The organism is Clostridium thermarum, from assembly GCF_006351925.1.
In the GTDB taxonomy this organism is placed as follows: domain Bacteria; phylum Bacillota; class Clostridia; order Clostridiales; family Clostridiaceae; genus Clostridium_AU; species Clostridium_AU thermarum.
Window position 1 is genome coordinate 1,816,497 of record NZ_CP040924.1, and the last position, 24,998, is coordinate 1,841,494.

A 24,998-nucleotide genomic window follows, 5' to 3' on the forward strand; every position below is an offset into this window, starting at 1 on the left:
ATAAGGATGAACAATATCTTAGATTTAAATTTAGAGGAACTTCAACAATGGATGGAAAAACAGGGAGAAAAAAAGTTCAGAGCGAAACAAGTCTTTGATTGGATTTATAATGGAGTCTTTAAATTTGAGGAAATGAGAAATCTTTCTTCCACCGTAAAGGTAAAGTTATCAGAGGAGTTTTATGTAGACATTCCGGAAGTTGTTGAAGCATATAAATCTAAAGTGGACGATACCGTAAAAATGCTTCTAAAATATAGGGATGGCAATATTATTGAATCGGTTGTGATGAAATATAAACATGGGAATACAATCTGCGTATCTTCTCAGGTTGGCTGCAGAATGGGCTGTAAGTTTTGTGCTTCAACCTTAAATGGTTGTGTAAGAAATTTAACCGGTGGAGAAATCTTATCTCAAGTTATTGTGGGAGGAAGATTAATTGGTGAGAGAATCTCCAACGTTGTAATCATGGGTAGCGGTGAGCCACTAGACAACTATGATAATGTTCTCAAGTTTTTTGAACTTGTAAATTGGGAGCACGGTTTAAATATAGGACAACGGCATATAACAATTTCAACCTGTGGTATAGTTCCGAAAATTTATGATCTGGCAAATAAAAAGTTCCAGGTTACTCTGGCAATTTCTCTCCACAGTCCTTGGGATGAGGAAAGAAAGAAAATTATGCCCATAGCAAATAAGTATTCAATTGTTGACATTATTGAAGCTTGTAAATATTATATAAATATAACAGGAAGAAGAATAACCTTTGAATATGCGCTTATAAATAATATCAATGATCGTAATGAAGATGCCGAGCAGTTAATAAAACTTCTTAAGGGTATGCTCTGCCATGTGAATTTAATCCCTATGAATGAAGTAAAGGAAAGTGCTTTAAAGAAGTCCTCTACATCAAGTATACGTACCTTTAAGGAGAGGCTGGAAAGTGCCGGCATTGAAACAACAATACGTAGAGAACTTGGAGCGGATATTAATGCAGCTTGCGGACAATTAAGAAAAAGTTATATGGATAGTAGGAACATATAAGAAAGGGGTGAAGTTATGCTGGGGGCCTTAACAGATGTGGGGAATGTCAGACAAATCAATGAGGATTATTATTCCTTCTATGAGGATGAAAGTGTTAGAATATATCTTGTGGCTGATGGAATGGGGGGCCACAATGCCGGTGAAATTGCCAGCGCACTGGCAGCAGAAAAGGTTATTGAATATGTTATTGAGCATAAAAACGAGGAGAAACCTAAGGACCTGCTGAGAAATTCTGTGCTTTATGCCAATAAGGTCATCTACGAAAGAGCTTTGGAAAATAATAATCTAAAAGGAATGGGGACAACTATTACAGCCTATCTGTGTAATGGAGAAGGTGGAATTGTAGCCAATGTTGGTGATTCAAGCTGCTATATTATTAAAGCCGGGGGAATATTAAAGGTTACCAAAGATCACTCTCTTGTTCAGCAATTGATAGACGAAGGTAGTATAACAGAGCAGGAGGCAAAGCTGCATCCAAACAAAAATATCATAACTCGAGCATTGGGAACTGGTATTGATGTTGACATAGATATCTTTGATATAAGTATAAAAGATTTACATAAAATTATCCTGTGTACAGATGGCCTAACTAATGAAGTTCTGCCGGAGGAAATCTATGAATATATCAAAAAGTATAGTAATAATGTGGAGGCTTGCCGAGAGCTGATAAATATTGCTAAAGAAAGAGGCGGCAGAGATAATATAACAGTGATGGTTATTGAAGGGGGAGTGTAATAATGATTGGAACCATATTAAATAACAGATATGAATTGCTTGAAAAGATAGGTGAAGGCGGGATGGCTGAGGTATATAAAGCAAAGTGCCATAAGCTAAACCGTTATGATGCAGTAAAGATACTAAAAAGAGATTATGCCAATGATCCTGCCGTCGTTGATAAATTCAAAATCGAGGCAACAGCTGTTGCTAATTTATCAGATAATAATATCATAAACATCTTTGATGTAGGCAGCCAAGGAGATATAAATTATATTGTTATGGAATATGTAAAGGGAAAGACTCTTAAACAAATTATAAAGGAAAATGTAAGATTGAGTTACGAAAGAGCCATAGACATAGCCATTCAAATTGCAAAGGCTCTGGATTGTGCTCACAGGAATAATATAATACATAGGGATGTTAAGCCGCAGAATATAATGGTTACAGATGAGGGCGTAGTTAAAGTAACAGATTTTGGCATAGCTAAAGCCAGCAGTAATGTTACTATAACAAACTCAAATAAGGTTATAGGATCTGCTCACTATTTTTCACCGGAGCAGGCAAGAGGAAATTTTGTTGATGCCAGGACAGATATATATTCGCTGGGAATAGTACTCTATGAAATGGTAAGCGGAAAACTTCCATTTGATGCAGAAAGCCCGGTTACTATAGCCTTAAAACACCTTCAAGATGATGCTATACCGCCAAAGCATCTTAACAGCAGTATACCTGAGAGCTTAAATGCTCTTATTATGAAGTGTATACAAAAGGATCCTAATAACAGGTATCAGACTGTCAGAGAATTACTTATGGACTTACTGCGTATACAGAAGGACTTAAATTATGAGATAATTCCCTCTTCTGTGGAGAAGGATCATACCAGGATAATGGAACCAGTCAATATTCCACATGCTGATGAGGAATTTGATGATGAGCCAAAAGTTAATATAACAACAAAGAAGATATTGTTGTTTGCTTTGGCAGGTATATTGGTAGTTGCCCTCGGAGCTTTGTCTGCTTGGGCTGTATTTGGAGGAACCAATAAAACTCCTAATACAAATAAGCCTGATAGGACCTCAGAAGAGGTACTGGTACCAAACGTAATAGGTAAAACCGAGGCTGAAGCCAAAGCTGAAATTGAAGCATTGGGATTAGAGTTTGAGGTACGTGATGATGACTATGATGATGAGATTCCTGCCGGCAGTGTTATAAAAACCTTCCCTGCTGCAGGTGAAAAGGCTCCAAATAATGTAGTTGGAGTTAGATTAAGTAAAGGTCCTAGAAAGAATACTGTACCATCTGTTTTAGATTATGATGTAGAACAGGCTAAAATTATATTACAAAACCTAAACTTTGAATTGGTTATATCCGATAAGCAATACAATGATACTGTGCCAAAGAACTTTATAATAAGCCAGACGCCCACAGCGGATACAGAAGCTGAAAAGGGAACAAAAGTGCAGGTAGTAGTGAGCTTGGGACCGGAAGTTGTCTTCTCTACCGTTCCGGACTTGAAAGGTAAGACTGTTAAAGAGGCAGAGGCTCTGCTCACAACAGCTAAGTTGAAATTAGGCAATAAAACAGAGGTACCAACAAAGGACCAAACTCTAGCAGACAAAATAGCAGAACAAAATATAGCTGCAAATACCAAGGTTGAAGAAGGGGCAGTAATAGATATTAAGTATTATGTACTAGAAGAAGATAAAACAGTAATTGTTCCAAACTTAATGGGTAAAACTATAGAGGAAGCTGAAACTATCCTGGCTCAATTTAAACTAAAAATGGGCGCTCAAGAAGCTGTTCCCACAGACATTGATGAAGATAACGGTAAGATCTTTGAATGGAGTCCTGCAGGAGGTACCTCTGTAGAAGAAGGAACGGCAATAAATATAAAATACTATGAAAAGCAGGAAGAGTAATCTTGAGGAGGATATATGATAGGAACTATCATTAAAGGTATTGGCGGATTCTATTATGTAAAAGTTGATGATGAAGTTGTAGAATGTAAGGCTAGGGGTAAGTTCAGATTTAATGAACTTACCCCTCTAGTCGGTGATAGAGTTGAAATTGCTGTAAAAAATAATAAAGGAGTTATTGAAAAGATACTACCCAGGACCAGTGAACTCATAAGACCCAATGTGGCTAACGTAACTCAGGCCTTTGTAGTTTTTTCAATAAAAAACCCCGATATTAATTTAGATTTACTGAATAGATTTTTAGTAGTATGTGAAAGCAATAACCTAAATATAGTGTTATTTGTAAATAAGAGGGACTTGGCAGCAGGACAGGACCTGGAATTTATAGAAAATTATTTTGGAAGGATAGGCTATAAATACCACTTTATTGGCGCAAAGGCCGGAGAAGGCCTTGAGGAAGTCGGTAAGTATTTGAAAAACAATGTTACCGTGGTATGTGGACCTTCTGGCGCAGGGAAATCAACTATGATAAATAGACTTTGCGGCAGTAATGTGATGGAAACCGGTGAAATAAGCGAAAAGAACAATAGAGGTAAGCATACCACAAGACATAGTCAGCTTATAGCGGTTGAAGACGGCTTTATTGTTGATACTCCGGGATTTTCTTCCCTTGATATAACTAAAATAAAAAAAGAGGAGCTTCAGCACTGTTTTCCTGAATTTGAAGAATATAAGTACCAATGTAAGTTTAAAGGTTGTTTACATTACAAAGAACCAGGCTGTGGGGTCAAAGAGGCGGTGGAAAAAGGTATTATCGTACAGGGGAGATACCAAAGTTATACCACTATGCTGGAGGAAATTTCTAAAGTCAAATTATACGATTAGGTAGGGATGTAACAATATGAAAGCTTTACTTATCTCAGGAGGAAGTCCTCCTTCAAAAGAACTTATAGAAAAAGAAGTTCAGATGTCAGATTATATCATTGGAATTGATAAAGGTTTGGAGTGCTTGAATAAATATAATATAGAGCCTGATATTTTAGTTGGAGATTTTGATTCCGTAGATAGGACAATATTTGAAAGGATGGCCGCGCTAAAGAAGGAAATGATTAGATTTCCTGCGGAAAAGGATTATACGGACACTCAGCTTGCAGTCAGCAAGGTTTTGGAATTAAAGGCTGATGAAGTAACCATACTAGGGGCCACTGGCAGCAGGTTAGATCATACCTTGGCCAATGTAGGCTTACTTTATAAATGCTTAAAAAGTGACATAAAGGCCACTATAAAGGACGACAATAATCTTTTATTCATGGCTGACAGGGATGTTGAGCTTGTAAACGAAGGATACAGGTTCTTTTCCCTTATTGCTTATGGTGGAACTGTAAAGGGGCTTAATATACGTGGAGCCAAATATGAGCTATGTAATCATAATCTGATGCCGGAGGATAATATTGCCATATCTAATGAGTTTATTGGCCTTAATGTTCAGCTATCCTTTAAAGAGGGCACCTTATTAATTATTTTCAGCAGAGACTAAAAAGTTGTAACAGATTTAAATTTTCCTCATATAATAAATAATGAAATAATGATGAGGTGTGATTTGCATGTGGAAGCCATTAAAAAAGACTAAGAAAAAGCTTGGGCTCATAATTACATGTATAGGTGTAGGCGTTGTACTTTCGGTAGTTGTACCTATATGGGGCTGGATTGCTGCAGCTGGTATAGCTATCATATATTGTGGGTGGCAAATAATGAATCACAATCATCATTAGTAATTTTCATGAGGAGGACATATGAAAATAATCGCTATTAAACTACCTAAATTTCTTTCCTCAATAATAAAAATTTTTATAAGAAAGTGAAAAGTCAAACTTGGAGTTAAAGACTCCTAAGACTTTTAATCACAAAAAATAAAAAAATGCAATTGCTTATGACAACTGCATTTTTTTATTTTTACACCGCACGTTGAACCTTACCAGAACGTAAGCATCTTGTACAAACGTGTACAGTTTTTGGGGTTCCATTTACTATAGCCTTAACTCTTCTTATATTTGGAGTCCATGTTCTCTTTGATTGACGGTGTGAATGACTATATTGAACACCGAAGACAACACCTTTATCGCAAACTTCACATTTTCTTGACATTGAAAACACCTCCTTATGTAACATCAAGATTAACTCTCAATTCAAACATTTATTATTTTAGCATAGAATGCATAAAACATGCAAGCAAAATATAAAATTATTACCGAAGAATACATCAATTATTATTATTTTCTTGAATATAAGTAATATTTAATATAAAATAAACTATATGGAAATAATCGAGGAGGATTAATTATGATAAGTATAACTAACGAAACTGGTCTGGTAAGTTATTCCGAAGAAGTAATTGCTAATATAGTTGGTCTATCTACAATGGAATGCTACGGTGTAGTTGGCATGGCCTCAAAAAATGCTACTGATGGCCTTTGGGAACTTATTAAAGGTGGAAACCTGCACAAAGGAGTTAAAATACACTATAAAAATAATGAATTGTCTGTTGAATTATACGTAGTAGTTGAGTACGGTACTAAAATTTCTGTAATTGCCAATAATATTATTCAGAAAATAAAGTATAATGTTGAAAGCTTCTTGGGAATTAAAGTATCTACTATTACAGTGAATGTACAAGGTGTAAGAGTCTAAGGGGGACGACAGAATGAGCATTTTAAAAATTAATGGTGAAATTTTTTATAATATGATGATAAATGCCAGCAACACTTTGGAGGAGCAAAAAGAGTATGTAAACTCTTTAAATGTTTTTCCGGTACCGGATGGGGATACTGGAACAAACATGTCTATGACCATCAAGGCGGCTGTGGAAGAAATAAAAAATTTGAAAAACGATACCGTTGGAAATATAGCTAAAACCCTGGCTAGGGGTGCATTGATGGGAGCCAGGGGAAACTCTGGTGTTATACTTTCACAAATTCTAAGAGGAATAGCTAAGGGCTTGGAAAATAAGGATGAGGTTGATGCAAAGGAGTTTGCTGAGAGCTTAATGGAAGGTTCTAAAAGCGCTTATAAAGCTGTTATGAGACCCACTGAAGGAACAATCTTAACTATAGTTCGAGCTTCCGGAGAAAGTGCAGTTAACAGCAAATCCAGCGATATTGTTACACTAATGAATGAGGTATGCGACCACTGCCGCAACATACTAAACAAGACACCGGAAATGTTGCCTGTTCTAAAAAAGGCTAAGGTAGTAGATGCTGGTGGTATGGGCTTTTTAGTAATATTAAACGGAATGAGAGATGCACTAACTGGCAATGTTAAGGCCGTAGTTAAGGAGGATGCTCCGGTTGCATCCAATGCATCTGCGCAACAAAGCATCAGCGAGGAAGATATAAAGTTTGCATATTGTACTGAATTTATTATAATGACTAAGGAAAGCAATCCTGACAGCAATGCTTTCAGAGATGAAATCGAGCAATATGGCGATTCAATTGTTGCAGTTTCCTACGAAAATGTCATTAAGATTCATATACATACCAATGATCCTGGAGTTGTTTTATCTAAAGCGGTAAAATTGGGAGAACTGACTAAGATTAAGATTGAAAATATGAAGGAACAACACAGACACCTAGTGGTGGATGAAGACAGTATTACCGCAGAGGAAACAGCGACAGAATTGAAAAAATACGGATTTATCGCAGTTGCCGCCGGAGAAGGAGTTACCAATATCTTTAAGGATCTTGGTGTTGATTATGTTATTGAAGGCGGACAAACAATGAATCCAAGCACACAGGATATCCTGGATGCAGTAAAAAAGATTAATGCTGAAAACATTTTTGTTTTACCAAATAATAAAAATATTGTTATGGCTGCTACACAAGCTGCAGAAATCAGTGAAAAAAATATAATAGTAATTCCATCTAAGACAATACCTCAAGGTATAACTGCCTTAACCATGTTTAATGGAGAGGCTGATGTAGAGGAAAACAAAGGAACCATGATAGAAGCTATGGCAAAGGTTACAACTGGATCTGTTACATATGCCGTTAGAGAGACAGAAATGGATGGAAAAGAGATTAAAGAAGGCGATATTCTCGGCTTGATAGAAGGAAAAATATCTGAAGTTGGTACAGATATTTTTGAAGTTTGTGAAAAACTGATTGATAATGCAGTAACTGAGGATAGTGAACTAATCACTATATTATATGGTCAGGAATGCAATGAGGAAGAGGTTATGGAATTCGTTGAGAGAATAGAAGATAAGTATTCAGATTTAGACGTTCAAACATACAATGGAAAACAACCTCTATATTATTTTATCGTTTCTGTTGAGTAAAAAAAAGCCTTAGGGCTTTTTTTTCATGGAGGTGAATTTATTTGGACTTAAGCAAAGAAATATCTTTCCTAAAAGGGGTAGGACCAAAATTAAAAGCCTATCTGAATGACCTGGATATTTTTACTGTTAAGGATTTGCTGCTGTACTTTCCCAGGGACTATGAATTTATTGGAACTTTAACAAGCGGAAGCAAGACTGAAATTGACCATTGCATGGTAGAGGGAAGAGTTACCAGGATTGACAGGGATAATCGGTCTAAAACAGGAAAGGTCATTACCACCATATACATTGATACTGGACAAAAGCAATTGGCATGTAAGTGGTTTAATCAGCCCTATATCAAAAATAGTTTTAGAATTAATGAAACCTATAGGTTGTATGGTAAGCTAAATATATTTCAGGGTAAAGAAATGCTATGTAATGCAAAGATTGTTAATAATCTGGAATTGAATACAAGTATCTTGCCTAAGTACTCTTTAACCAGAAGCTTAACTTCTTCTACAATTATGAAGTTAGTAAGGCAAGTTTTAGAGTCCACAATCATAAGTGAAAACCTTCCTGAAACCTTGCTGCATAAATATAAGCTGATGTCATTGGATGAAGCAATTAGAAACATTCACATGCCCGAAAGCAAGGAAAAATTAGAAGGTGCAAGGAAAAGGCTTAAGTTTCAGGAGCTTTTTGCCTACTCTTTAAAAATTCTTATGCTCAAGAAATACAACAGGAGTATTAATGCTGGCAGAAGCTATGTTATGGCTGAAGAGTTGACAGACTTAAGGGACTCTTTACCCTTTGAACTGACAAAGGCACAGAGAAAAGTTATAAGGGAGATACTGCTTGATCAAAAGAATCCATATGCTATGAACAGATTGCTACAGGGAGATGTAGGCAGCGGTAAGACTGTAATAGCCCTAATAGCATTGTTCAATATAATCAAGAATGGATATCAGGCTGCCTTAATGGTTCCTACAGAAATTTTAGCTAAACAGCATTATGCTGAAGCTCAAAAAATATTGGGAAAGTTTGATATAAATATTGTCCTATTGACGGGGAGCTTAACACCCAAAAACAAACAAAGAATAAAAGAAGAAATTAAAGAAGGCAGGGCCCAGCTCATTATAGGAACTCACGCAATCTTGGAAGAAGATGTAGAGTTTTCTGACCTGGCAATGATAGTTACCGACGAACAGCATAGATTTGGAGTTTATCAAAGGGCTAAGCTATTAAATAAGGGTAATAGTATCGAAGTGTTGGTTATGAGCGCTACACCCATTCCAAGGACATTATCTCTTTTTGTTTACGGAGATTTGGATATATCCATTATAGATGAGTTGCCTCCGGGAAGACAAAAGATTGATACAATACTTATAGAAAGAAAAAAGAGAGAGAATGCCTACAAGGCAGTCATAGAAGAAATTAATAAGGGCAGGCAAGCTTATATCGTTTGTCCTATGATTGAAGATAGTGAAAACCTGGAATTGCAATCCGTTAAAACCTTATATGATGATCTGAAAAAGAGCTATTTCAAAAATATTCACGTGGCAGTGCTCCACGGTAAAATGACGCCCTCAGAGAAGGAAGCTACTATGGCTGACTTTAAAAGTGGGAATACCAAAGCTCTGATAGCTACCACGGTTATAGAGGTTGGAGTAAATGTTCCCAATGCCTCGGTGATGGTTATAGAAAATGCTGAAAGATTTGGCCTGGCCCAACTTCATCAATTGAGAGGAAGAGTAGGGAGAGGTGGATATAAATCTTACTGTATATTAATAGCAGATATAAAGAATGATAATATTAAAAGACGTATGGGCATTATGGTAGAAACCAATGATGGATTTAAAATTGCAGAAGAAGATATGAGGTTGAGAGGCAGCGGCGATATGTTTGGCATAAATCAAAGCGGTGATGCAGGCTTAATGCTGGCTGACATATATGAGGATTCGGAGCTGCTGAAAGTAGCTAATAAAGAGGCTAGGAATGTGCTAAATAACGAAGAGGAATACAGAGCAGTAATTGATGAATTAAAAGAGGCGATCGAGAGTTCATCAAAATATATTTGCTTTAACTAAAACCTTTTATTTATGTAAAATTTTCGTGAATAATTGTATGTATATTAACAATATGTTAAAATAGTATAGAAATGAGCAGAAGGAGGAAATACCATGCGAATAATAGCAGGTATTGCAAAAGGCAGGAAGTTATTGCCGCCGGAAGGTATGGAGACTACTAGGCCTACCTTGGATAGAGTTAAAGAAGCAATGTTTAGTATGATACAGAACAGACTTGAGGATGCTTTAGTTTTGGATGTTTTTGCCGGTACCGGAAGCCTGGGACTGGAGTCTGTCAGCAGAGGTGCTAAACAATGTGTTCTTGTGGACAGAAGTCCTGTTACTTTTGATAGACTAAAGAAAAATGTTGAAAATCTTAAATTTCAAGACCAGTGTATCTGCTTAAATATGGATTCATACGAAGCCTTGGAGTATTTAGCGAAGGAAAGCAGAGTTTTTGACATAATTTTTATTGACCCACCTTATCTAAAAGATATGATACCAAGGGCTATAGATGTAATACACCAAAATAATATGTTAGATAAAGATGGAATTATTGTTACTAAAATAGATTCCAGTGAAAGAATCTACGAAGGCAATGGAGAATTATTGCTGTCAAAATATAGAAAGTATGGTAACACTACAGTTTGTTTATATAAGTATATTGACAAATCTTTGTAGTTTGCAGTTGACGTAAGGAGGCCAAAATGAGAATAGCTGTATATCCCGGAAGTTTCGATCCTATTACCAATGGACATGAAGACATAATAAAAAGAGCTGCAAAGATATTTGATGAGGTAATAGTAGCTGTATTGATAAATCCGGATAAGAGAGGTCTCTTTTCCATTGAGGAAAGGGTTGAATTGATAAAAAAGGTGGTAACACCTTACAGCAACGTTAAAGTGGAGAGTTTTAGCGGGCTGCTGATTAATTTTATGAAAAGTCATAATGCGAAGGTTATTATTAAAGGTCTTAGAGCTGTTTCTGATTTTGAATATGAATTTCAAATGGCTCTTATGAATAACAAACTTGATGATTCAATAGAGACTCTCTTCATGATGACCAGCGCTCAATACTCATATTTAAGTTCATCTTCTGTAAAACAGGTAGCAATGTTTGGAGGGTGTATTAAGGGTCTTGTACCAGATCCGATAATCAACAATGTGCTATCAAAAATTCGGGAATAGTAGGGGGAGAAAGTATGGATGTAATTCAATTACTAGAGTACTTACAGGAAATAGTTGAAAATGCACCAAAAATGCCTATCACCGGAAAAGTTTTTATTGATAAGAATGAAGTCTTGGATATAGTTGATCAGATTATCAACTATTTGCCGGATGAGTTTAAAAAGGCGCAGTGGGTGTTAGGTGAAAAAGAAAGAATACTGAACGAAGCGAACAAAGAATACGAAGCCGTTAAAAAAGAAACCGTAGAAATGATGAGAAAACAGGTGGAAAATCATGACATCACAAAGGAGGCAACGACAAGGGCTCAAGAGATACTGGCCCTGGCTCAAAGGGACGCTAAAACCATTCGCTTGGGTGCTAGAGACTATGCCGATGAAATTCTCTGCCAGCTTGATAAGGAGATGGAAGTAAAAGTTCATCAAATGGTACAGGCCATTAAAGGTGAGACCGATAAATTCTTACAGGATGTAATAAAAGAAATCAGCAGCACCTCTAATGGCATCCGTGAAAATATTAAAGAGTTACGAAATATGAAATAATTTCTTAAGACTATGTATACATAAAGGAATTAACAATAAAACAAACAATATGATGTAAACCCAATTAAAGCTTGAATTTACATTTATAGCAGTAAAGGTACTTGTGGAGATCTTTTCGAAGGGGAGCAGCAATAATGCAGTGACAATGGAGCTAATAAGTCCTTGTACTGCTTTTCTTTTTATGTATTTTTTCATCGAAAGCTCCGGAAATTTGTATGTAAAGGAATATACCTGCGAAATAATTGATAGACCGCTGAAGCAGGAAAGAAAGCTGATAATTATACTTTTATAATATAAGGATATATTCAAAGTTGAGATTAACTGACAGCCTTTCGTAAGTTCAATTATGCCAAGTAAGGCAGATTTTAATATATCCTTAGTATTTGTATTTTTTGTTATGTACAGCAAAGCTAAATCGAAGTATTTATTGTAGCTTAAAATATCTATCAATACAGCAAACAAGACTACATATCCACCTACAGATATGACAGTTTTTAATGCGTTATTAATACTCTCTTTAAGTTCACTGCCAAAGTTTCTTTTGCTTGGGAGATATGTTGAGAAGTTGTTTTTACCGGATATATTTACATATGTACTCACAGGCTTAATTAGAAATGATATAATGATACAAGCTATATAGTTAGAAAATAACATTATATAACCAAGTTGAGTATTACCAAGCATAACGGTAGCCACAGAGCCTACGATAAAAATGGGTCCGGTATTTGAGGCTATATTGAGAAGCCTTTGGCATTCATCTTTAGAGATAAGGGATTTTTCGTATAGATCACAGGTATATTTTGCACCCAGCGGATATCCGCAAAGAGCACTGATAATTAGCGCAATGCTGCACTGGACTGACAGGCGCAGAGGTTTACAGAGTATTCTTCCAAAGAGTTTTGAGTATATTTCTATACCGTCATACCGAATAAGTAAATTACAAACTATTAAAAATGGAAATAGTGATGGAAACAGAGCTGTAAAGAATATTTTAGCTCCAAAAAGTGTAGAGTTGATACACTGTTTTGGAAAGGTAATAAAATAAATTATTACGCAGGTACATAGGAAGACAATTATGATGTTAATGCTCTTCCATCTGATGGTGGAGTTTATTAAGAAAAGCAGTGATAGGGAAAGTATTAATAACAATAGTGTTTGCAACATAAATCCTCCTAATTGATTGATATATGCAGACAGGTATTTATTTTATTGCTGCACTGTATTCTAAAGTCAAAAACAATATATACTATTTATAGTTCTTAGGAGGATTAAATATTACTATCCTGCAAAATACTAGTCAAAAATAATTGGGCTTCTTAAATAGTCATCATTATGGCGCACGTTCTTATTTATAACGCTGTAGGCTCTTGTGGTGGCCAAGTCCAGTTTTAAAATATCATTTGTGATGTTCCTCGGGAACTTTGATATGATTTTCATAGTTGAATTTTTCTTTATGAGGTTAAGGATTTCTCCCCCTCTTGTGTTGAAACCTAATACCCTGATATAATCACATTTGCTATTAAGCAATGTGCTTTGATCAAATTCTTCAAAACCTATAAAATACTGAGTAAGAATTCTGCTGAGACGGGTATAAGTATATCGTTTTGTTTTTATCTTGCTTATGAGGTCTTCAAGGGAGTTTGACTCTAGGATATACTTGTATAGCCTGTTATGCAAACCTTCACTGACATCAAATAGGTTCTCTATATTTGTATCCCTTTTAGTCAGGGCTTTGTATTTAATATATCTGAACATTGAATCAGGATAAGTAAAGTCATAATTATCTTTCTTTAGTTGCATAATAATATCAAATGAATTTTTAGGAAGCTGTAAGGCAATACTTTCCATATGGCCATGATTCTTAAGGTGTTTTCTGATTGCAGTGGCGCTGGAAAAGCCGTTGCTGATGTTTTCATCATTATAGCCTGAACCAATTCTGGTAATTGTATAGGGCTTAATGCTTGAATTATTAGCTATCAGACTTTTACAGTATTCTATACCAAGTATGTTATTTGAAGTCATAAGTATATTTTTATAAGCAGCTGAGCTATCTTTTAAGTTCACTGTTATATATTTTTGTAGAGCAAGACTGCGAGCCGCAGGATAAACGAGACCTTCATTTAAAAAGGTTTTCAAATAAGCCCTGTAATCCTCTGGTTCCATATGAAGAATTTCTGCAATTCTTAACAGTGGTGAAATTTCACCGCATTCACTTCCAAAGCAAAGGGCGTTTACTACGTTGAGATTGTTTAAAATTAATACAGCACCCTCTGCAAAAAATTCAGCGGAAGATAGGGCGTATATTGCGGGAAGTTCTATGACTAAATCCACACCGTTACTTAGGGCCATTTTTGTTCTGAGCCATTTATCAATTATTGCAGGTTCTCCTCGTTGAACAAAATTTCCGCTCATAATGGCAATAAGACTGTCACAACCTGTGATTTTTTTAGTTAAATCTATCTGATACAAGTGTCCGTTGTGGAGAGGGTTGTATTCACAAATAATCGCAGCAACTTTCATTTTTATCACCTTCTTTTCAAGTATTGTAAAATAAATGTCCATATATACTCAATATATATTATACTTTTATAATAATCAAAGCATTTTTTACAAGGCATATAAAAAATGTAGTAAATAATTAAATTTGTAAATAAAATTACTTTTAATCGAAGCGTATAAGAAAATTTAGAAAATTGGAAATTTAATAACTTTTATATTATACAAGGATTTTATAATTTTTTGTTGAAACTAGTATGGTGTGAGGAGTATATTAAATATAGCCTTATAAGTTTTGAAAGGAGAAATGAACATGGAATTTTTGCAAAAAATTTGGCAGATGGCACAACAAGATAAAAAGAGAATTGTGCTGCCAGAAGGTGAGGAAGAGAGGACGCTGTTAGCCTGTGAAACCATAGTGAAAAATGGGTTAGCGGAGCTTGTACTCGTAGGTAATATAGGTAAAATAAAGTCAAAAGCCAAGGAAATTGGGGCAAATATAGAAGGAATAGCAATAGAAGATCCGGAAAACAGCGAAAGAACATCACTTTTTGCTCAGGAGTTCTATGAACTCAGAAAAAGCAAAGGGATGACAATGGAAAAGGCTGAAAAAATTGTTAGAGATCCGTTATATTACGGAACGATGTTGGTTAAATTAGGATATGTAGATGGTATGGTGTCCGGAGCTGTTCATACTACTGGAGATCTACTAAGACCAGGTTTACAGATAGTTAAAACTGCACCTGGAGTATCAGTTGTTTCCAGTTTCTTTATAATGGTGGTTCCAGATTGTAAGTATGGAGAAGAAGGAATGCTGGTATTCTCTGACTGTGCGGTAAATCCAAACCCAAATGCAGAGCAGTTGGCTTCTATCGCCATAGCTACAGCTGAAACTGCAAAAAATTTGTGCGGTATTGATCCAAAGGTTGCAATGTTGTCATTCTCAACTATGGGAAGTGCTGATCACGAATTGGTTGAAAAGGTTAGAAAGGCTACCGAAATAGCAAAGGAAAGAAGACCTGACCTGTTAATAGATGGGGAGATGCAGCTAGATGCAGCTATAGTTAAGAAAGTTGCAGATCAAAAGGCACCTGGCAGTAAAGTTGCAGGAAATGCTAATGTTTTAATATTCCCAGATTTACAAGCAGGAAACATTGGTTACAAGTTGGTACAAAGATTTGCTAAGGCAGAGGCCATAGGACCAATCTGTCAAGGGTTTGCACGTCCAATAAATGATTTATCAAGAGGCTGCAGTGCTGAAGATATTGTCAATGTTGTTGCTGTTACAGCAGTTCAAGCACAAAAAAATATTTAAATATTTAGTAGTATAGAGGTGTTGAAATGAAGATATTAGTTATAAACTGCGGTAGTTCATCCTTAAAGTATCAATTACTTGATATGACTAATGAAGGAGTAATGGCAAAAGGTCTAGTAGAAAGAATCGGAATTGAAGGTTCCAAGCTTACTCAAAAGGTTGAAGGAAGAGACAAATACATAGTTGAAAAGCCTTTGGCAAATCATCAAGAAGCCATCCAGTTAGTTATTGATGCTCTTATAGATGAGAAAAATGGCGTTATAAAAAGCATGGATGAAATTGCAGCTGTTGGACATAGAGTTGTTCACGGTGGAGAAAAATATGCAGAATCCGTAATTATTGATGACAGCGTCATGAAGGCTTTAAATGAGTGCGTAAAGCTTGCACCGCTTCATAATCCTCCAAACATAACCGGTATAGAGGCTTGTAGGGCATTAATGCCTAATGTACCAATGGTAGCTGTGTTTGATACTGCTTTCCATCAAACAATGCCAAAGGAATCCTATATCTACGCCTTGCCATATGAATTATATGAAAAGTATGGTGTGAGAAGATATGGATTCCATGGAACTTCACACAAATATGTATCCCAAGAAGCTGCTAAGATGATAGGTAAAGATATCAAAGACCTAAAACTTGTGGTATGCCATTTAGGAAACGGAGCAAGTATTACTGCTGTAAAGAATGGTAAATCCTTTGATACAAGTATGGGCTTTACTCCACTTGAAGGCTTGGTAATGGGCACAAGATCAGGAGATCTTGATCCAGCTGTGGTAACCTATCTTATGAAGCAATTAAATATATCTGCAGATGAAATGGATAATATTTTGAACAAGAAGAGTGGTATTCTTGGAATATCCGGTGTAAGCAGTGATTTTAGAGATGTAGAAGATGAAATGAATGCTGGACACGAAAGATGTAAGTTAGCACTAGACATATTCCACTACAGAGTTAGAAAGTATATTGGTTCCTATGTAGCTGCTATGGATGGTATTGATGCACTAATCTTCACTGCAGGCTTAGGAGAAAATTCTCCAGAAACCAGAGAAGAAGTATGTAACGGACTTGGAGCACTAGGAATTAAGATAGAAAAATCAAAAAATAACTTCAAGGGAAGAAGAGAAGATATCAGCGCAGTAGACTCTAAGGTTAAGGTTTTTGTAATTCCTACCGATGAGGAATTAATGATTGCAAGAGATACTTTAAATCTGGTAAAATAAATTATCATTGTAAACTTGACTTTTATTAGGGTCCTTTATATAATAAATTGTGGCTACTCTGAACAACATTTTACTAGAGGGAGTGAAAAAGGTCGCTCTGACTCGAGCTATGCAGAATACTGCATATACGTTTACACGTAAGGAATTGTTTTTATTCCAGAGATAAACATATGTATATTAATATCAATGATTTAAGTAACAAGAAAAACTCTAGCAAGGAGATAAATGTTAGTCTTAAACCTGATATGCTGTTTATAGGAAATTCCGAAATTAAGACTAATAAAGAAATTGTTTTTTCGGGAGTTACCGGCAGAGTTGATGAGATGTTTTATCTTGATGGTAAATTATCTGGAGAATTAATTTTAATGTGTTCAAGATGTCTTGAGGACTTTATATATCCTATAGACATTGAGATACACGAAAAATTTTCAGCTGTTCCTAACGATGAAGATGAATCTGTCATCTTCATCGATAGCGATATAATCAATCTAACTGAATTAATAGAAAACAATATTCTTATGTCTTTACCAATTAAAAAATTGTGTAGTGAAGATTGCCAAGGTTTGTGTCAAAGCTGTGGCTGCAATCTCAATAAAAAGACATGTAATTGTGACAACGGAAACGTTGATCCAAGGCTGGAAAAGCTAAAAGAGTTGTTTTTTACTGAATAAGGAGGTGTAACAATGGGAAATCCGGCAAGAAGATTTTCAAAAGCAAGAAGAGATTCTAGAAGAGCTCAGACTTTTAAATTAAGTTTACCAGGCATAATAGAATGCCCACAATGCCACGAAATGAAGCTAGCTCACAGAGTTTGCAAGAATTGTGGTTATTACAAGGGAAAAGAAATCGTAAATCCAGAAAAATAAAGAAAGTCAATGACTTTCTTTTATTTTAGATAAAATACAGAAAAGGGGTGTTGCTATGAGGATTGCAGTTGATGCAATGGGCGGCGATAATGCACCTGCAGCGGTAGTTGAAGGTTGCATTGAAGCAGTAAAGGAACTAGATGTACATATTACTTTAACAGGACCTAAAGAAATTATTGAAAAAGAACTTCAAAAATATCACTTTGATTCTAATAAGATTGCTCTATTAGATGCACCGGAAGTAATCAGTCCTAACGAGCATCCTGTTATGGCAATCAGAAAAAAGAAAAATTCTAGTATTTGTACTGCATTAAATCTAGTAAAGAATAAGGAGTGCCACGCCGTCATTTCAGCTGGAAGCACTGGAGCCTTCTTAGCAGGATCTCTTTTTATTGTTGGAAGAATTAAAGGTGTTGACAGACCTGGGCTAGCTCCCATTATGCCAGGTAAAAACGGATCTTTTATGGTGATGGATGCTGGGGCAAATGCGGAGTGTAAGCCTGTGAATTTGGTTCAATTCGGCATTATGGGCCAAATTTATATGAAAGATGTCATAGGAATTGAGAAACCTTCAGTGGGTCTTGTAAATATAGGAGCAGAAGAAGAAAAGGGAAATGAACTTACAAAGGCCGCCTATAAACTTTTTAAGGAAAGCAACTTAAATTTTATAGGAAATGTAGAGCCTAGGGATATACCTGCCGGTGATGTTCAGGTCCTTGTATGCGATGGCTTTGTAGGAAATACTGTATTAAAGATGTATGAGGGGGTAGCCTCTACCATCTTTGACATTCTAAAGACTGAAATGATGTCAAACCTTAGAAGTAAAATAGGTGCACTTATATTAAAACCTGTGTTTAAAAGCTTCAAGAAGAAGTTTGATTATAAAGAAGTGGGTGGTGCCCCATTCTTAGGCGTAGACGGTATCTGTATAAAAGCTCATGGAAGTTCTGATGCTAGAGCTGTAAAAAATGCTATTAAGCAAGCATACACATTGTATGAAAAGAATGTCATAGAAAAAATTAGAGAAAGTATTACCAATAGCTTGACAGAGTAATATAATTCATGCACAATAATTTTGTTGACGGCATTATTGTCATATTATAATATTGAATTAGAGATGTATTAGGAGGTGAAAGTATGGTATTTGAAAAAGTTAGAGAGATAATTGCGGATAAATTAAGTCTTGATGAAGATGAGATTACCATGGAATCATCCTTTATTGATGATTTTGGCGCAGATTCACTAGATTTAGTCGAGTTAATAATGGCTCTTGAAGATGAATTCGATATGGAAATCCCTGATGAAGAGGTAGAGAATATATCAACAGTTGCAGATGTAGTTGAGTACATAAAGGCACATAGTGAAGAATAAAATTTGCTGACAAGTCCCGTTCATTCGGGGCTTTAATTATATACTTATAAAGGAGCAGATACTATGGATTTGGATTATCTTCTCTTAGATGAACTAGAGAAAAAACTGGGAGTAAGTTTTAAGAATAAAGCATTTCTAAATACTGCAATTACCCATAGTTCCTTCGCAAATCAAAAGAAAGACGTAAAGTATAACGAACGATTGGAATTTTTAGGTGACTCAGTGTTGCAGCTTACCATAACTGAGCATTTATTTAAAAATTATAAAAATAAAAGCGAAGGCGAACTAACCAAGATTAGGTCTCTTGTAGTTTGTGAAAATTCTCTTTACGAAATTGCTAAAGACTGGGATTTAGGTCGATATATATATATGAGCAAAGGTGAAGAAATGACAGGCGGCAGGACCAGAATCTCAATATTGGCAGATTGTGTTGAAGCAATAATTGCGGCCATATATCTGGATAAGGGGTTCAACTTCACAAAGTCCTATATACTTAAAAATTTCAACGAAATTATTCAGCGGGCTATAAGGAATGAAATAACACTAGACTATAAAACTAAGCTCCAAGAAATTCTGCAAAAGAATGGAGAGATATCTATTCAATATGATTTGACTAAACACGAAGGACCGCCGCATAGAAGACAATTTTTTGTTAACGTCATAGTCAACAATAAATTTATGGGTGAGGGAGTTGGATACAGCAAAAAAGAAGCTGAACAATTTGCTGCAAAGTCCGCACTCAATAGATTGGAGGAAAAATTTGAGTAAACGACATTACATCATACCCTTATTTGTACCACATGAAGGCTGCCCTCATAACTGTGTTTTTTGCAATCAAAACTCAATAACTGGATATCAAGAAAAGGTTACTGCCAGCACAGTACATCAAACAGTGCAGGAATATTTTAAAACAATTGACGGAAATGACAACATAGTTGAAATATCTTTCTTTGGAGGAACTTTTACTGCTATTCCTGTGGATAAGCAGATAGAGCTTCTTTCAGCAGCAAAGCATTATAAGGATAAAGGTTTAATTAACTTCATTAGGCTCTCAACTCGTCCTGATTATATAGATGATGAAATATTGACCAGATTAAAACATTATTCAGTAGATATAATTGAACTTGGTCTTCAGTCTATGGATAATGATGTTCTTAGAATGTCTGGAAGAGGCCACAATCGTGCTGACACCATTAATGCTTCCATTAAAATTAAAGAATATGGATTTATTCTTGGCCATCAAATTATGTTAGGTTTGCCGGGAGATAACATCAAAAAGGATCTTGAAACTGCTTATGCCAGCATAGCACTTAAACCTGATTTATGCAGAATATATCCAGCTTTAGTGCTTAAGAATACACCAATGGAGCTTATGTATAATAGGGGCAGTTACAAACCATACTCCCTTCAAGAAGCAATAGAAATTGCGAAAAAACTGTATTGTATCTACACGTATCACGGAGTAAATATTATCAGAGTGGGTCTACAGGCTACAGACAATATAACTGAAGGAAGAGATATTATTACCGGCCCCTATCATCCTGCGTTCAGAGAACTTGTAGAAGGAAGTTTAATATGTGATATGATCCGTGATGAGATACAAAATTTCACGGAACCAATAAAATTATTTATTAATTCCAGATATATCTCTCGATTATATGCTAATAAAAAGATGTTGTTTTACGACATGAAAAGACATATAACTACCGATAATTTAAATGTTTTCATAGATGATTCTTTGGAGAATGGGCTTATAAGATTTGAGTATGAAGGTAGATGTTGGATTGTGTCGATATTTGATTATATTTCTAAAAATGTTAAAGCAGGAAAATCTTAAAGCGTATAGAATAATTAACTATACAGTTTTTTTATAATAATTATAGGGGGAATTTATTTATGGAAGTATTAAAGGTATCAGCACAATCTCAACCAAAATCTGTTGCAGGCGCATTAGCTGCGGTTTTAAGAGAGAATTCTGCTGCTGAAGTGCAAGCTGTAGGTGCTGGAGCAGTTAATCAAGCTGTAAAAGCTATTGCAATTACCAGAGGTTTTGTTGCTCCAAACGGTATTGACTTAGTAGTAGTACCGGCCTTCTCAGAAATAACTATCGAAGGAGAAGAAAGGACTGCAATTAAGTTTATTGTTGAACCTAGATAATGAATTATACACTCCATGCTGGCGCCACATGCTTGCATGGAGTTGTTTTTTATAATTGCCAATTGAAGTTTTTTAAGGTTTACTATACACTATAGAAGTGAAATTAAAAATGGGGAGTGTAGGCAATGAAAAAATCACAAAAAAAGAGGTTTACAAGATATGTTGTAATATTTGTCCTTATTGCATTTTTATTATCTTTAGTTACTGCTATAGTTAGTTAGGAGTGTATATATGTTTCTTAAATCACTGGAGATTAGAGGATTTAAGTCCTTTGCAGATAAAACAGAATTAAAATTTAAAAATGGTGTAACTGCGGTAGTCGGTCCAAACGGAAGCGGCAAAAGTAATATTTCCGATGCTGTGAGATGGGTACTAGGTGAACAAAGTATTAAGACACTTCGTGGCGGCAAAATGGAAGATGTCATCTTTGCAGGAACTATGTTCAGAAAACCTGTTGGACTAGCACAAGTAGCAATTACCCTAGATAATAGTGATTATGAGTTGCCCATAGAGTATTCTGATGTTACAATTTCTAGAAGGCTATATAGATCTGGTGAAAGTGAATACTATATCAATAATACTCTTTGCAGATTAAAGGATATTCATGAATTGTTTATGGATACCGGTATAGGCAAAGAAGGCTATTCAATAATTGGGCAGGGTAAGATAGAAGCTATCCTCAGCGGACGTCCTGAGGATAGAAGAAATCTCATAGAGGAAGCTGCAGGTATTGTAAAGTTTAAAAGCAGAAAAGAGGAAGCGGAAAAGAAATTAGAAAATACTGAGCAAAATCTCGTGAGAATAAATGATATTCTGTCCACTTATGAGGAGAGACTTGAACCCTTACGAATTGAACATGAAAAAGCAAAGCAATTTTTAGAATTGTCGAAGCAGTTAACAGAGCAGGAAGTGGCTTTAATAATTCATTATATACAAAAAAATGAAGAAAAAATTAAGGAGTTTTCTGAAGCTGTCAATAAAATTGATATTGAAATTGAAAAGTTTACTGCTAAAAAAGAAGAGATAAAAGGTGTATTGGATGTTCTGAATAAAGAGTTAGAGGAACATGAACAGCAGAGCTTAAGTGATAAGGAGCGATATTATAACAGTCTAAATGTAAAGCAAAGTATATTATCTAATAATCAGGTGCTTGCAGAAAGAATTGCAAACCTAAAAGATAATATTTCTAAATATGAAAAAGAGATTGAAGAACTGGATGGAAAGATATTAGCTCAGAATGCTCTAAAAACTAAACTGGATGAAGAATTGGGTAAATGTCAACAGGACAAGTTTAAAACTGATGAAGAAATAAAAGTCTTAGAAGATTATCTGGAAGATATCAGCCGCAAGGTAGGGGAACATGAGCAAACTCTTGCAGAGAACAACGATGACTTGTTTGAAGTGATAAGAAAAATAACAGAATTTAAAAATGAACTTAATTCTGCAAGGATAAATCATGATAACCTTTCTAAACGACAAGAACAGCTTAAGACTCAATATGAAAACTATAAGGCTTCATTAGCTATTAATACCACCACAGCAGCAGCTTTGGAGGAAGAGAAAAATAAAATTTACAGCAGTATAGAGGAACATCAAAATAATATAAAAGAATATAAAAAGCAAATCTCCGCTTTGGTGAAGGAAGTAGCAGACCTAGAGAAAATCTATAAGGATGCTACAGTAAGTTACAATAAGTTAGAGGCAAATCACAGTGCTCTATTAAATCTAGAGAAACATTATGAAGGTTATAATAGGGCTGTAAAGACCCTCATGCTGAATATAGAAAATGGTAAGGTTCCAGAGGCTAAGGATAAGGCCTATGTATTAGGTAATGTTATAAAGGTTCCGGATAATCTTGTAGAGGCCATCGAAGTTGCCCTTGGAGGAGCTGTATCCGATATTATAACTGAAGATGATGATATAGCAAAGCTTTTAATTAATCATTTAAAAGTCCATAATCTTGGTCGAGCTACCTTCCTTCCTTTAAACATAATCACTGGTAAGAAGTTAAATCTGGGAAATGACACAGTGAGCCTTAAAGGTTTTATTGGAATAGCCAGTGACTTAGTGGAATTTGACAAAAGATTTACTTCAGCAGTGAACTATGTTTTAGGCAGAACTATAATTTGTGAAAATATGGATAATGCCCTGATCATTGCTAAAAAGACTTCTTATAGTTTCAAAATTGTAACCTTGTCCGGAGATGTAGTCAATCCGGGAGGTTCTTTGACAGGTGGAAGTCAACAAAATAAGACCTCAAATATTTTTGGTAGAAAACGTGAAATTAAGGATTTAGAAAGCAAGATGGAGGAGGAGAAGGCAAATATTCAAAGCGTCAGTGGAGACCTTTCTGCATTAAAAACAAGGGTAAGCAACTTAGACAACAATATAATGAATGAAAGGGATCAAATTCACTATAAAGAAATAGAAATTACAAAGATACAAGGTAAGATAACTGCTATTGCTGAAGAATCAGATAAGTTAAAACAAAATGCAAAGCTGTCTGTTCAAGAAATTCAGTCTATGGAAGATAAAGTCCAGGAGTATAGTGGAAGCATTTCTAGCATCGAAGAACAGATAAAACAGGCTGAAGTAAAAGAAGCGGAGTATAGAAAGCATATAGATACACTACAAGCAGAATTAGAAGAGAAAAAGGCGGAAATGGAGGAGAAAAAGGAAAACTTCATTAAGCTAAAAATAAACAAGGCTCAAAATGATGAAGTAGTAAATAACAAAATAAAGGAACTGGAGAGAATTGCCAAAGAAATTGAGGGCAATTACAAGAGAAAAGAAGAACTTTGTCTGGAAATAAGTAAATCGGAAGCTGGCATTCATGAAAGTCAGCGTAATATTGATGAAAACAACATCAAAATCAGTGACTTAATTCTAGAAGTTGAGGCTTTTGAAGAAAGATTCCGTGAATATGAAGTAATAAAAATAGATAAAAAAGAAAACATTAAAAAAATGACTCAGGAGCATGAAAATACAAAGGAAAGCATTTCTGCCAAGGAAGCAGAAAAGCATAAGTTAGAGATGAGTATGACAAAATATGAGTTGGATAGGTCAAATATGCTGTCTAAACTTAATGATGAGTATAACCTCACTTTGGCAGAAGCTCAAAGATACAAAAAGATCATAGAAAATCCTGATATTATAAAAAAAGAAGTTACAACATTAAAGTCAAGCATCTCTCAATTAGGGGTAGTAAATGTAGGCTCTATAGAGGAGTATGAAAAGCTGCAAGAAAAGTATTCCTTTATGAACAGTCAGAAAGAGGACCTTATTAATGCAAAAGCTGAGCTGCTTGGCGTAATAAATGAGATGACAGCAAAAATGAAGGAAGTCTTTAATGAGAACTTCAACAAACTAAGGGTAAATTTCAATGAAACCTTTAGAGAATTGTTTAAAGGAGGAAGTGCGGACTTAATTTTAGGTGAAGGAGACGAACTCACAGCCGCTATAGATATTAATGTTCAGCCTCCTGGTAAGAAGCTGCAAAATATAAACCTTATGTCCGGTGGAGAGAAGGGTTTATCAGCCATTGCCCTTTTGTTTGCCATATTGAAAATGAAGCCTACGCCTTTCTGCATTTTAGATGAGATAGAAGCTGCTTTAGATGATGCCAATGTTGCCAGATATGCGGAATTTTTAAAGACTTTTTCAGAGAAGATACAATTCATAGTTATTACCCACAGAAAGGGTACAATGGAAGCCAGTGATGTACTTTATGGGGTAACTATGGAGGAAAAGGGTGTATCAAAAATAGTTTCTGTAGATTTATCAAAATAACTA

26 protein-coding genes are annotated in these 24,998 nt (G+C 35.4%); 23 read left to right on the forward strand and 3 right to left on the reverse strand.

Annotation, left to right across the window (positions count from 1 at the left end; genetic code table 11):
* Window positions 1–6: 6 nt before the first annotated feature.
* The 7 genes from rlmN to spoVM all read left to right on the forward strand — a co-directional run bounded on the left by rlmN (window position 7) and on the right by spoVM (window position 5,536).
* Window positions 7–1,041: a dual-specificity RNA methyltransferase RlmN gene (gene rlmN / locus FHY60_RS08245; protein WP_139904516.1), complete on the forward strand. Its 1,035-nt coding sequence runs from the start codon at window positions 7–9 to the stop codon at window positions 1,039–1,041.
* Between the two features lie 15 nt (window positions 1,042–1,056).
* Window positions 1,057–1,776 (forward strand): Stp1/IreP family PP2C-type Ser/Thr phosphatase, encoded by a 720-nt coding sequence (locus tag FHY60_RS08250; protein WP_139904517.1) that lies wholly within the window; start codon window positions 1,057–1,059, stop codon window positions 1,774–1,776.
* 2 nt (window positions 1,777–1,778) lie between these two features.
* Complete coding sequence (pknB, locus tag FHY60_RS08255; protein WP_139904518.1) at window positions 1,779–3,677, forward strand: Stk1 family PASTA domain-containing Ser/Thr kinase; 1,899 nt, start codon at window positions 1,779–1,781, stop codon at window positions 3,675–3,677.
* Window positions 3,678–3,692: 15 nt separating this feature from the next.
* Window positions 3,693–4,559, forward strand: a complete 867-nt coding sequence (gene rsgA / locus FHY60_RS08260; protein WP_139904519.1) for a ribosome small subunit-dependent GTPase A — start codon at window positions 3,693–3,695, stop codon at window positions 4,557–4,559.
* A 16-nt stretch (window positions 4,560–4,575) separates the two neighbouring features.
* Entirely contained in the window at window positions 4,576–5,211 is a 636-nt protein-coding gene (locus FHY60_RS08265) for a thiamine diphosphokinase (protein WP_139904520.1), read from the forward strand.
* A 67-nt stretch (window positions 5,212–5,278) separates the two neighbouring features.
* Entirely contained in the window at window positions 5,279–5,446 is a 168-nt protein-coding gene (locus FHY60_RS17855; RefSeq protein WP_180375492.1) for a hypothetical protein, read from the forward strand.
* A gap of 21 nt (window positions 5,447–5,467) precedes the next feature.
* Complete coding sequence (gene spoVM, locus FHY60_RS18695) at window positions 5,468–5,536, forward strand: stage V sporulation protein SpoVM (protein WP_139906340.1); 69 nt, start codon at window positions 5,468–5,470, stop codon at window positions 5,534–5,536.
* A 91-nt stretch (window positions 5,537–5,627) separates the two neighbouring features.
* Here the strand turns inward: spoVM and rpmB are convergent, their stop codons facing one another.
* Window positions 5,628–5,819: a 50S ribosomal protein L28 gene (gene rpmB / locus FHY60_RS08275; protein ID WP_139904521.1), complete on the reverse strand. Its 192-nt coding sequence runs from the start codon at window positions 5,817–5,819 to the stop codon at window positions 5,628–5,630.
* Window positions 5,820–6,011: 192 nt separating this feature from the next.
* Here rpmB and FHY60_RS08280 point away from each other — a divergent pair, with 192 nt between their 5' ends.
* From FHY60_RS08280 to FHY60_RS08305, 6 genes are all read left to right on the forward strand, one after another.
* Window positions 6,012–6,362 (forward strand): Asp23/Gls24 family envelope stress response protein, encoded by a 351-nt coding sequence (locus FHY60_RS08280; protein WP_139904522.1) that lies wholly within the window; start codon window positions 6,012–6,014, stop codon window positions 6,360–6,362.
* Between the two features lie 13 nt (window positions 6,363–6,375).
* Entirely contained in the window at window positions 6,376–8,007 is a 1,632-nt protein-coding gene (locus tag FHY60_RS08285; RefSeq protein WP_139904523.1) for a DAK2 domain-containing protein, read from the forward strand.
* A gap of 41 nt (window positions 8,008–8,048) precedes the next feature.
* Window positions 8,049–10,076: an ATP-dependent DNA helicase RecG gene (recG, locus tag FHY60_RS08290; protein WP_139904524.1), complete on the forward strand. Its 2,028-nt coding sequence runs from the start codon at window positions 8,049–8,051 to the stop codon at window positions 10,074–10,076.
* 93 nt (window positions 10,077–10,169) lie between these two features.
* Window positions 10,170–10,736 carry a 16S rRNA (guanine(966)-N(2))-methyltransferase RsmD gene (gene rsmD / locus FHY60_RS08295; protein ID WP_139904525.1) on the forward strand — a complete coding sequence of 189 codons (567 nt, stop codon included), beginning with the start codon at window positions 10,170–10,172 and terminating at the stop codon, window positions 10,734–10,736.
* A 26-nt stretch (window positions 10,737–10,762) separates the two neighbouring features.
* A complete protein-coding gene (gene coaD / locus FHY60_RS08300; protein WP_139904526.1) occupies window positions 10,763–11,242 on the forward strand; it encodes a pantetheine-phosphate adenylyltransferase in 480 nt (159 codons plus the stop codon).
* A gap of 14 nt (window positions 11,243–11,256) precedes the next feature.
* Complete coding sequence (locus tag FHY60_RS08305; protein WP_139904527.1) at window positions 11,257–11,781, forward strand: ATPase; 525 nt, start codon at window positions 11,257–11,259, stop codon at window positions 11,779–11,781.
* Here the strand turns inward: FHY60_RS08305 and ylbJ are convergent.
* A complete protein-coding gene (ylbJ, locus tag FHY60_RS08310) occupies window positions 11,764–12,945 on the reverse strand; it encodes a sporulation integral membrane protein YlbJ (RefSeq protein ID WP_139904528.1) in 1,182 nt (393 codons plus the stop codon). The two genes, FHY60_RS08305 and ylbJ, sit on opposite strands and share 18 nt — an antisense overlap.
* A gap of 129 nt (window positions 12,946–13,074) precedes the next feature.
* Entirely contained in the window at window positions 13,075–14,301 is a 1,227-nt protein-coding gene (locus tag FHY60_RS08315; RefSeq protein ID WP_139904529.1) for a nucleotidyltransferase, read from the reverse strand.
* A 289-nt stretch (window positions 14,302–14,590) separates the two neighbouring features.
* Between FHY60_RS08315 and pta the strand changes: the two genes are divergently transcribed.
* The 10 genes from pta to smc all read left to right on the forward strand — a co-directional run bounded on the left by pta (window position 14,591) and on the right by smc (window position 24,995).
* Entirely contained in the window at window positions 14,591–15,592 is a 1,002-nt protein-coding gene (gene pta / locus FHY60_RS08320; protein ID WP_139904530.1) for a phosphate acetyltransferase, read from the forward strand.
* A gap of 26 nt (window positions 15,593–15,618) precedes the next feature.
* The gene (locus FHY60_RS08325) at window positions 15,619–16,812 is read left to right on the forward strand and encodes an acetate kinase (RefSeq protein ID WP_139904531.1); all 1,194 of its coding nucleotides are present in this window, start codon (window positions 15,619–15,621) and stop codon (window positions 16,810–16,812) included.
* Between the two features lie 170 nt (window positions 16,813–16,982).
* The gene (locus tag FHY60_RS08330) at window positions 16,983–17,483 is read left to right on the forward strand and encodes a YceD family protein (protein WP_139904532.1); all 501 of its coding nucleotides are present in this window, start codon (window positions 16,983–16,985) and stop codon (window positions 17,481–17,483) included.
* Window positions 17,484–17,495: 12 nt separating this feature from the next.
* Entirely contained in the window at window positions 17,496–17,678 is a 183-nt protein-coding gene (gene rpmF, locus FHY60_RS08335; protein ID WP_139904533.1) for a 50S ribosomal protein L32, read from the forward strand.
* Between the two features lie 55 nt (window positions 17,679–17,733).
* Window positions 17,734–18,732: a phosphate acyltransferase PlsX gene (gene plsX / locus FHY60_RS08340; RefSeq protein WP_139904534.1), complete on the forward strand. Its 999-nt coding sequence runs from the start codon at window positions 17,734–17,736 to the stop codon at window positions 18,730–18,732.
* An 83-nt stretch (window positions 18,733–18,815) separates the two neighbouring features.
* Window positions 18,816–19,049: an acyl carrier protein gene (acpP, locus tag FHY60_RS08345; protein WP_139904535.1), complete on the forward strand. Its 234-nt coding sequence runs from the start codon at window positions 18,816–18,818 to the stop codon at window positions 19,047–19,049.
* A 63-nt stretch (window positions 19,050–19,112) separates the two neighbouring features.
* The gene (rnc, locus tag FHY60_RS08350; RefSeq protein WP_423243582.1) at window positions 19,113–19,817 is read left to right on the forward strand and encodes a ribonuclease III; all 705 of its coding nucleotides are present in this window, start codon (window positions 19,113–19,115) and stop codon (window positions 19,815–19,817) included.
* Window positions 19,810–20,886, forward strand: coding sequence for an elongator complex protein 3 (locus tag FHY60_RS08355; protein WP_139904536.1), 1,077 nt, complete (start codon window positions 19,810–19,812; stop codon window positions 20,884–20,886). Before rnc ends, FHY60_RS08355 begins: the two co-directional genes overlap by 8 nt.
* Before the next feature lie 59 nt (window positions 20,887–20,945).
* Window positions 20,946–21,206 carry a stage V sporulation protein S gene (locus tag FHY60_RS08360; protein WP_021655065.1) on the forward strand — a complete coding sequence of 87 codons (261 nt, stop codon included), beginning with the start codon at window positions 20,946–20,948 and terminating at the stop codon, window positions 21,204–21,206.
* Window positions 21,207–21,437: 231 nt separating this feature from the next.
* Complete coding sequence (smc, locus tag FHY60_RS08365; RefSeq protein WP_139904537.1) at window positions 21,438–24,995, forward strand: chromosome segregation protein SMC; 3,558 nt, start codon at window positions 21,438–21,440, stop codon at window positions 24,993–24,995.
* The last annotated feature ends 3 nt before the right edge of the window (window positions 24,996–24,998 follow it).

Bases quoted from the DNA above. Each gene is read 5' to 3' on its own strand.
- coaD (WP_139904526.1), top strand. From the start codon at position 10,763: ATGAGAATAGCTGTATATCCCGGAAGTTTCGATCCTATTACCAATGGA.
- plsX (WP_139904534.1), top strand. From the start codon at position 17,734: ATGAGGATTGCAGTTGATGCAATGGGCGGCGATAATGCACCTGCAGCG.
- FHY60_RS08250 (WP_139904517.1), top strand. From the start codon at position 1,057: ATGCTGGGGGCCTTAACAGATGTGGGGAATGTCAGACAAATCAATGAG.
- FHY60_RS17855 (WP_180375492.1), top strand. From the start codon at position 5,279: ATGTGGAAGCCATTAAAAAAGACTAAGAAAAAGCTTGGGCTCATAATT.
- acpP (WP_139904535.1), top strand. From the start codon at position 18,816: ATGGTATTTGAAAAAGTTAGAGAGATAATTGCGGATAAATTAAGTCTT.
- pta (WP_139904530.1), top strand. From the start codon at position 14,591: ATGGAATTTTTGCAAAAAATTTGGCAGATGGCACAACAAGATAAAAAG.
- FHY60_RS08330 (WP_139904532.1), top strand. From the start codon at position 16,983: ATGTATATTAATATCAATGATTTAAGTAACAAGAAAAACTCTAGCAAG.
- FHY60_RS08285 (WP_139904523.1), top strand. From the start codon at position 6,376: ATGAGCATTTTAAAAATTAATGGTGAAATTTTTTATAATATGATGATA.
- ylbJ (WP_139904528.1), bottom strand. From the start codon at position 12,945: ATGTTGCAAACACTATTGTTATTAATACTTTCCCTATCACTGCTTTTC.
- FHY60_RS08305 (WP_139904527.1), top strand. From the start codon at position 11,257: ATGGATGTAATTCAATTACTAGAGTACTTACAGGAAATAGTTGAAAAT.
- rnc (WP_423243582.1), top strand. From the start codon at position 19,113: ATGGATTTGGATTATCTTCTCTTAGATGAACTAGAGAAAAAACTGGGA.
- smc (WP_139904537.1), top strand. From the start codon at position 21,438: ATGTTTCTTAAATCACTGGAGATTAGAGGATTTAAGTCCTTTGCAGAT.
- rlmN (WP_139904516.1), top strand. From the start codon at position 7: ATGAACAATATCTTAGATTTAAATTTAGAGGAACTTCAACAATGGATG.
- rsgA (WP_139904519.1), top strand. From the start codon at position 3,693: ATGATAGGAACTATCATTAAAGGTATTGGCGGATTCTATTATGTAAAA.
- rsmD (WP_139904525.1), top strand. From the start codon at position 10,170: ATGCGAATAATAGCAGGTATTGCAAAAGGCAGGAAGTTATTGCCGCCG.
- rpmB (WP_139904521.1), bottom strand. From the start codon at position 5,819: ATGTCAAGAAAATGTGAAGTTTGCGATAAAGGTGTTGTCTTCGGTGTT.
- FHY60_RS08360 (WP_021655065.1), top strand. From the start codon at position 20,946: ATGGAAGTATTAAAGGTATCAGCACAATCTCAACCAAAATCTGTTGCA.
- FHY60_RS08315 (WP_139904529.1), bottom strand. From the start codon at position 14,301: ATGAAAGTTGCTGCGATTATTTGTGAATACAACCCTCTCCACAACGGA.
- pknB (WP_139904518.1), top strand. From the start codon at position 1,779: ATGATTGGAACCATATTAAATAACAGATATGAATTGCTTGAAAAGATA.
- FHY60_RS08325 (WP_139904531.1), top strand. From the start codon at position 15,619: ATGAAGATATTAGTTATAAACTGCGGTAGTTCATCCTTAAAGTATCAA.
- FHY60_RS08265 (WP_139904520.1), top strand. From the start codon at position 4,576: ATGAAAGCTTTACTTATCTCAGGAGGAAGTCCTCCTTCAAAAGAACTT.
- rpmF (WP_139904533.1), top strand. From the start codon at position 17,496: ATGGGAAATCCGGCAAGAAGATTTTCAAAAGCAAGAAGAGATTCTAGA.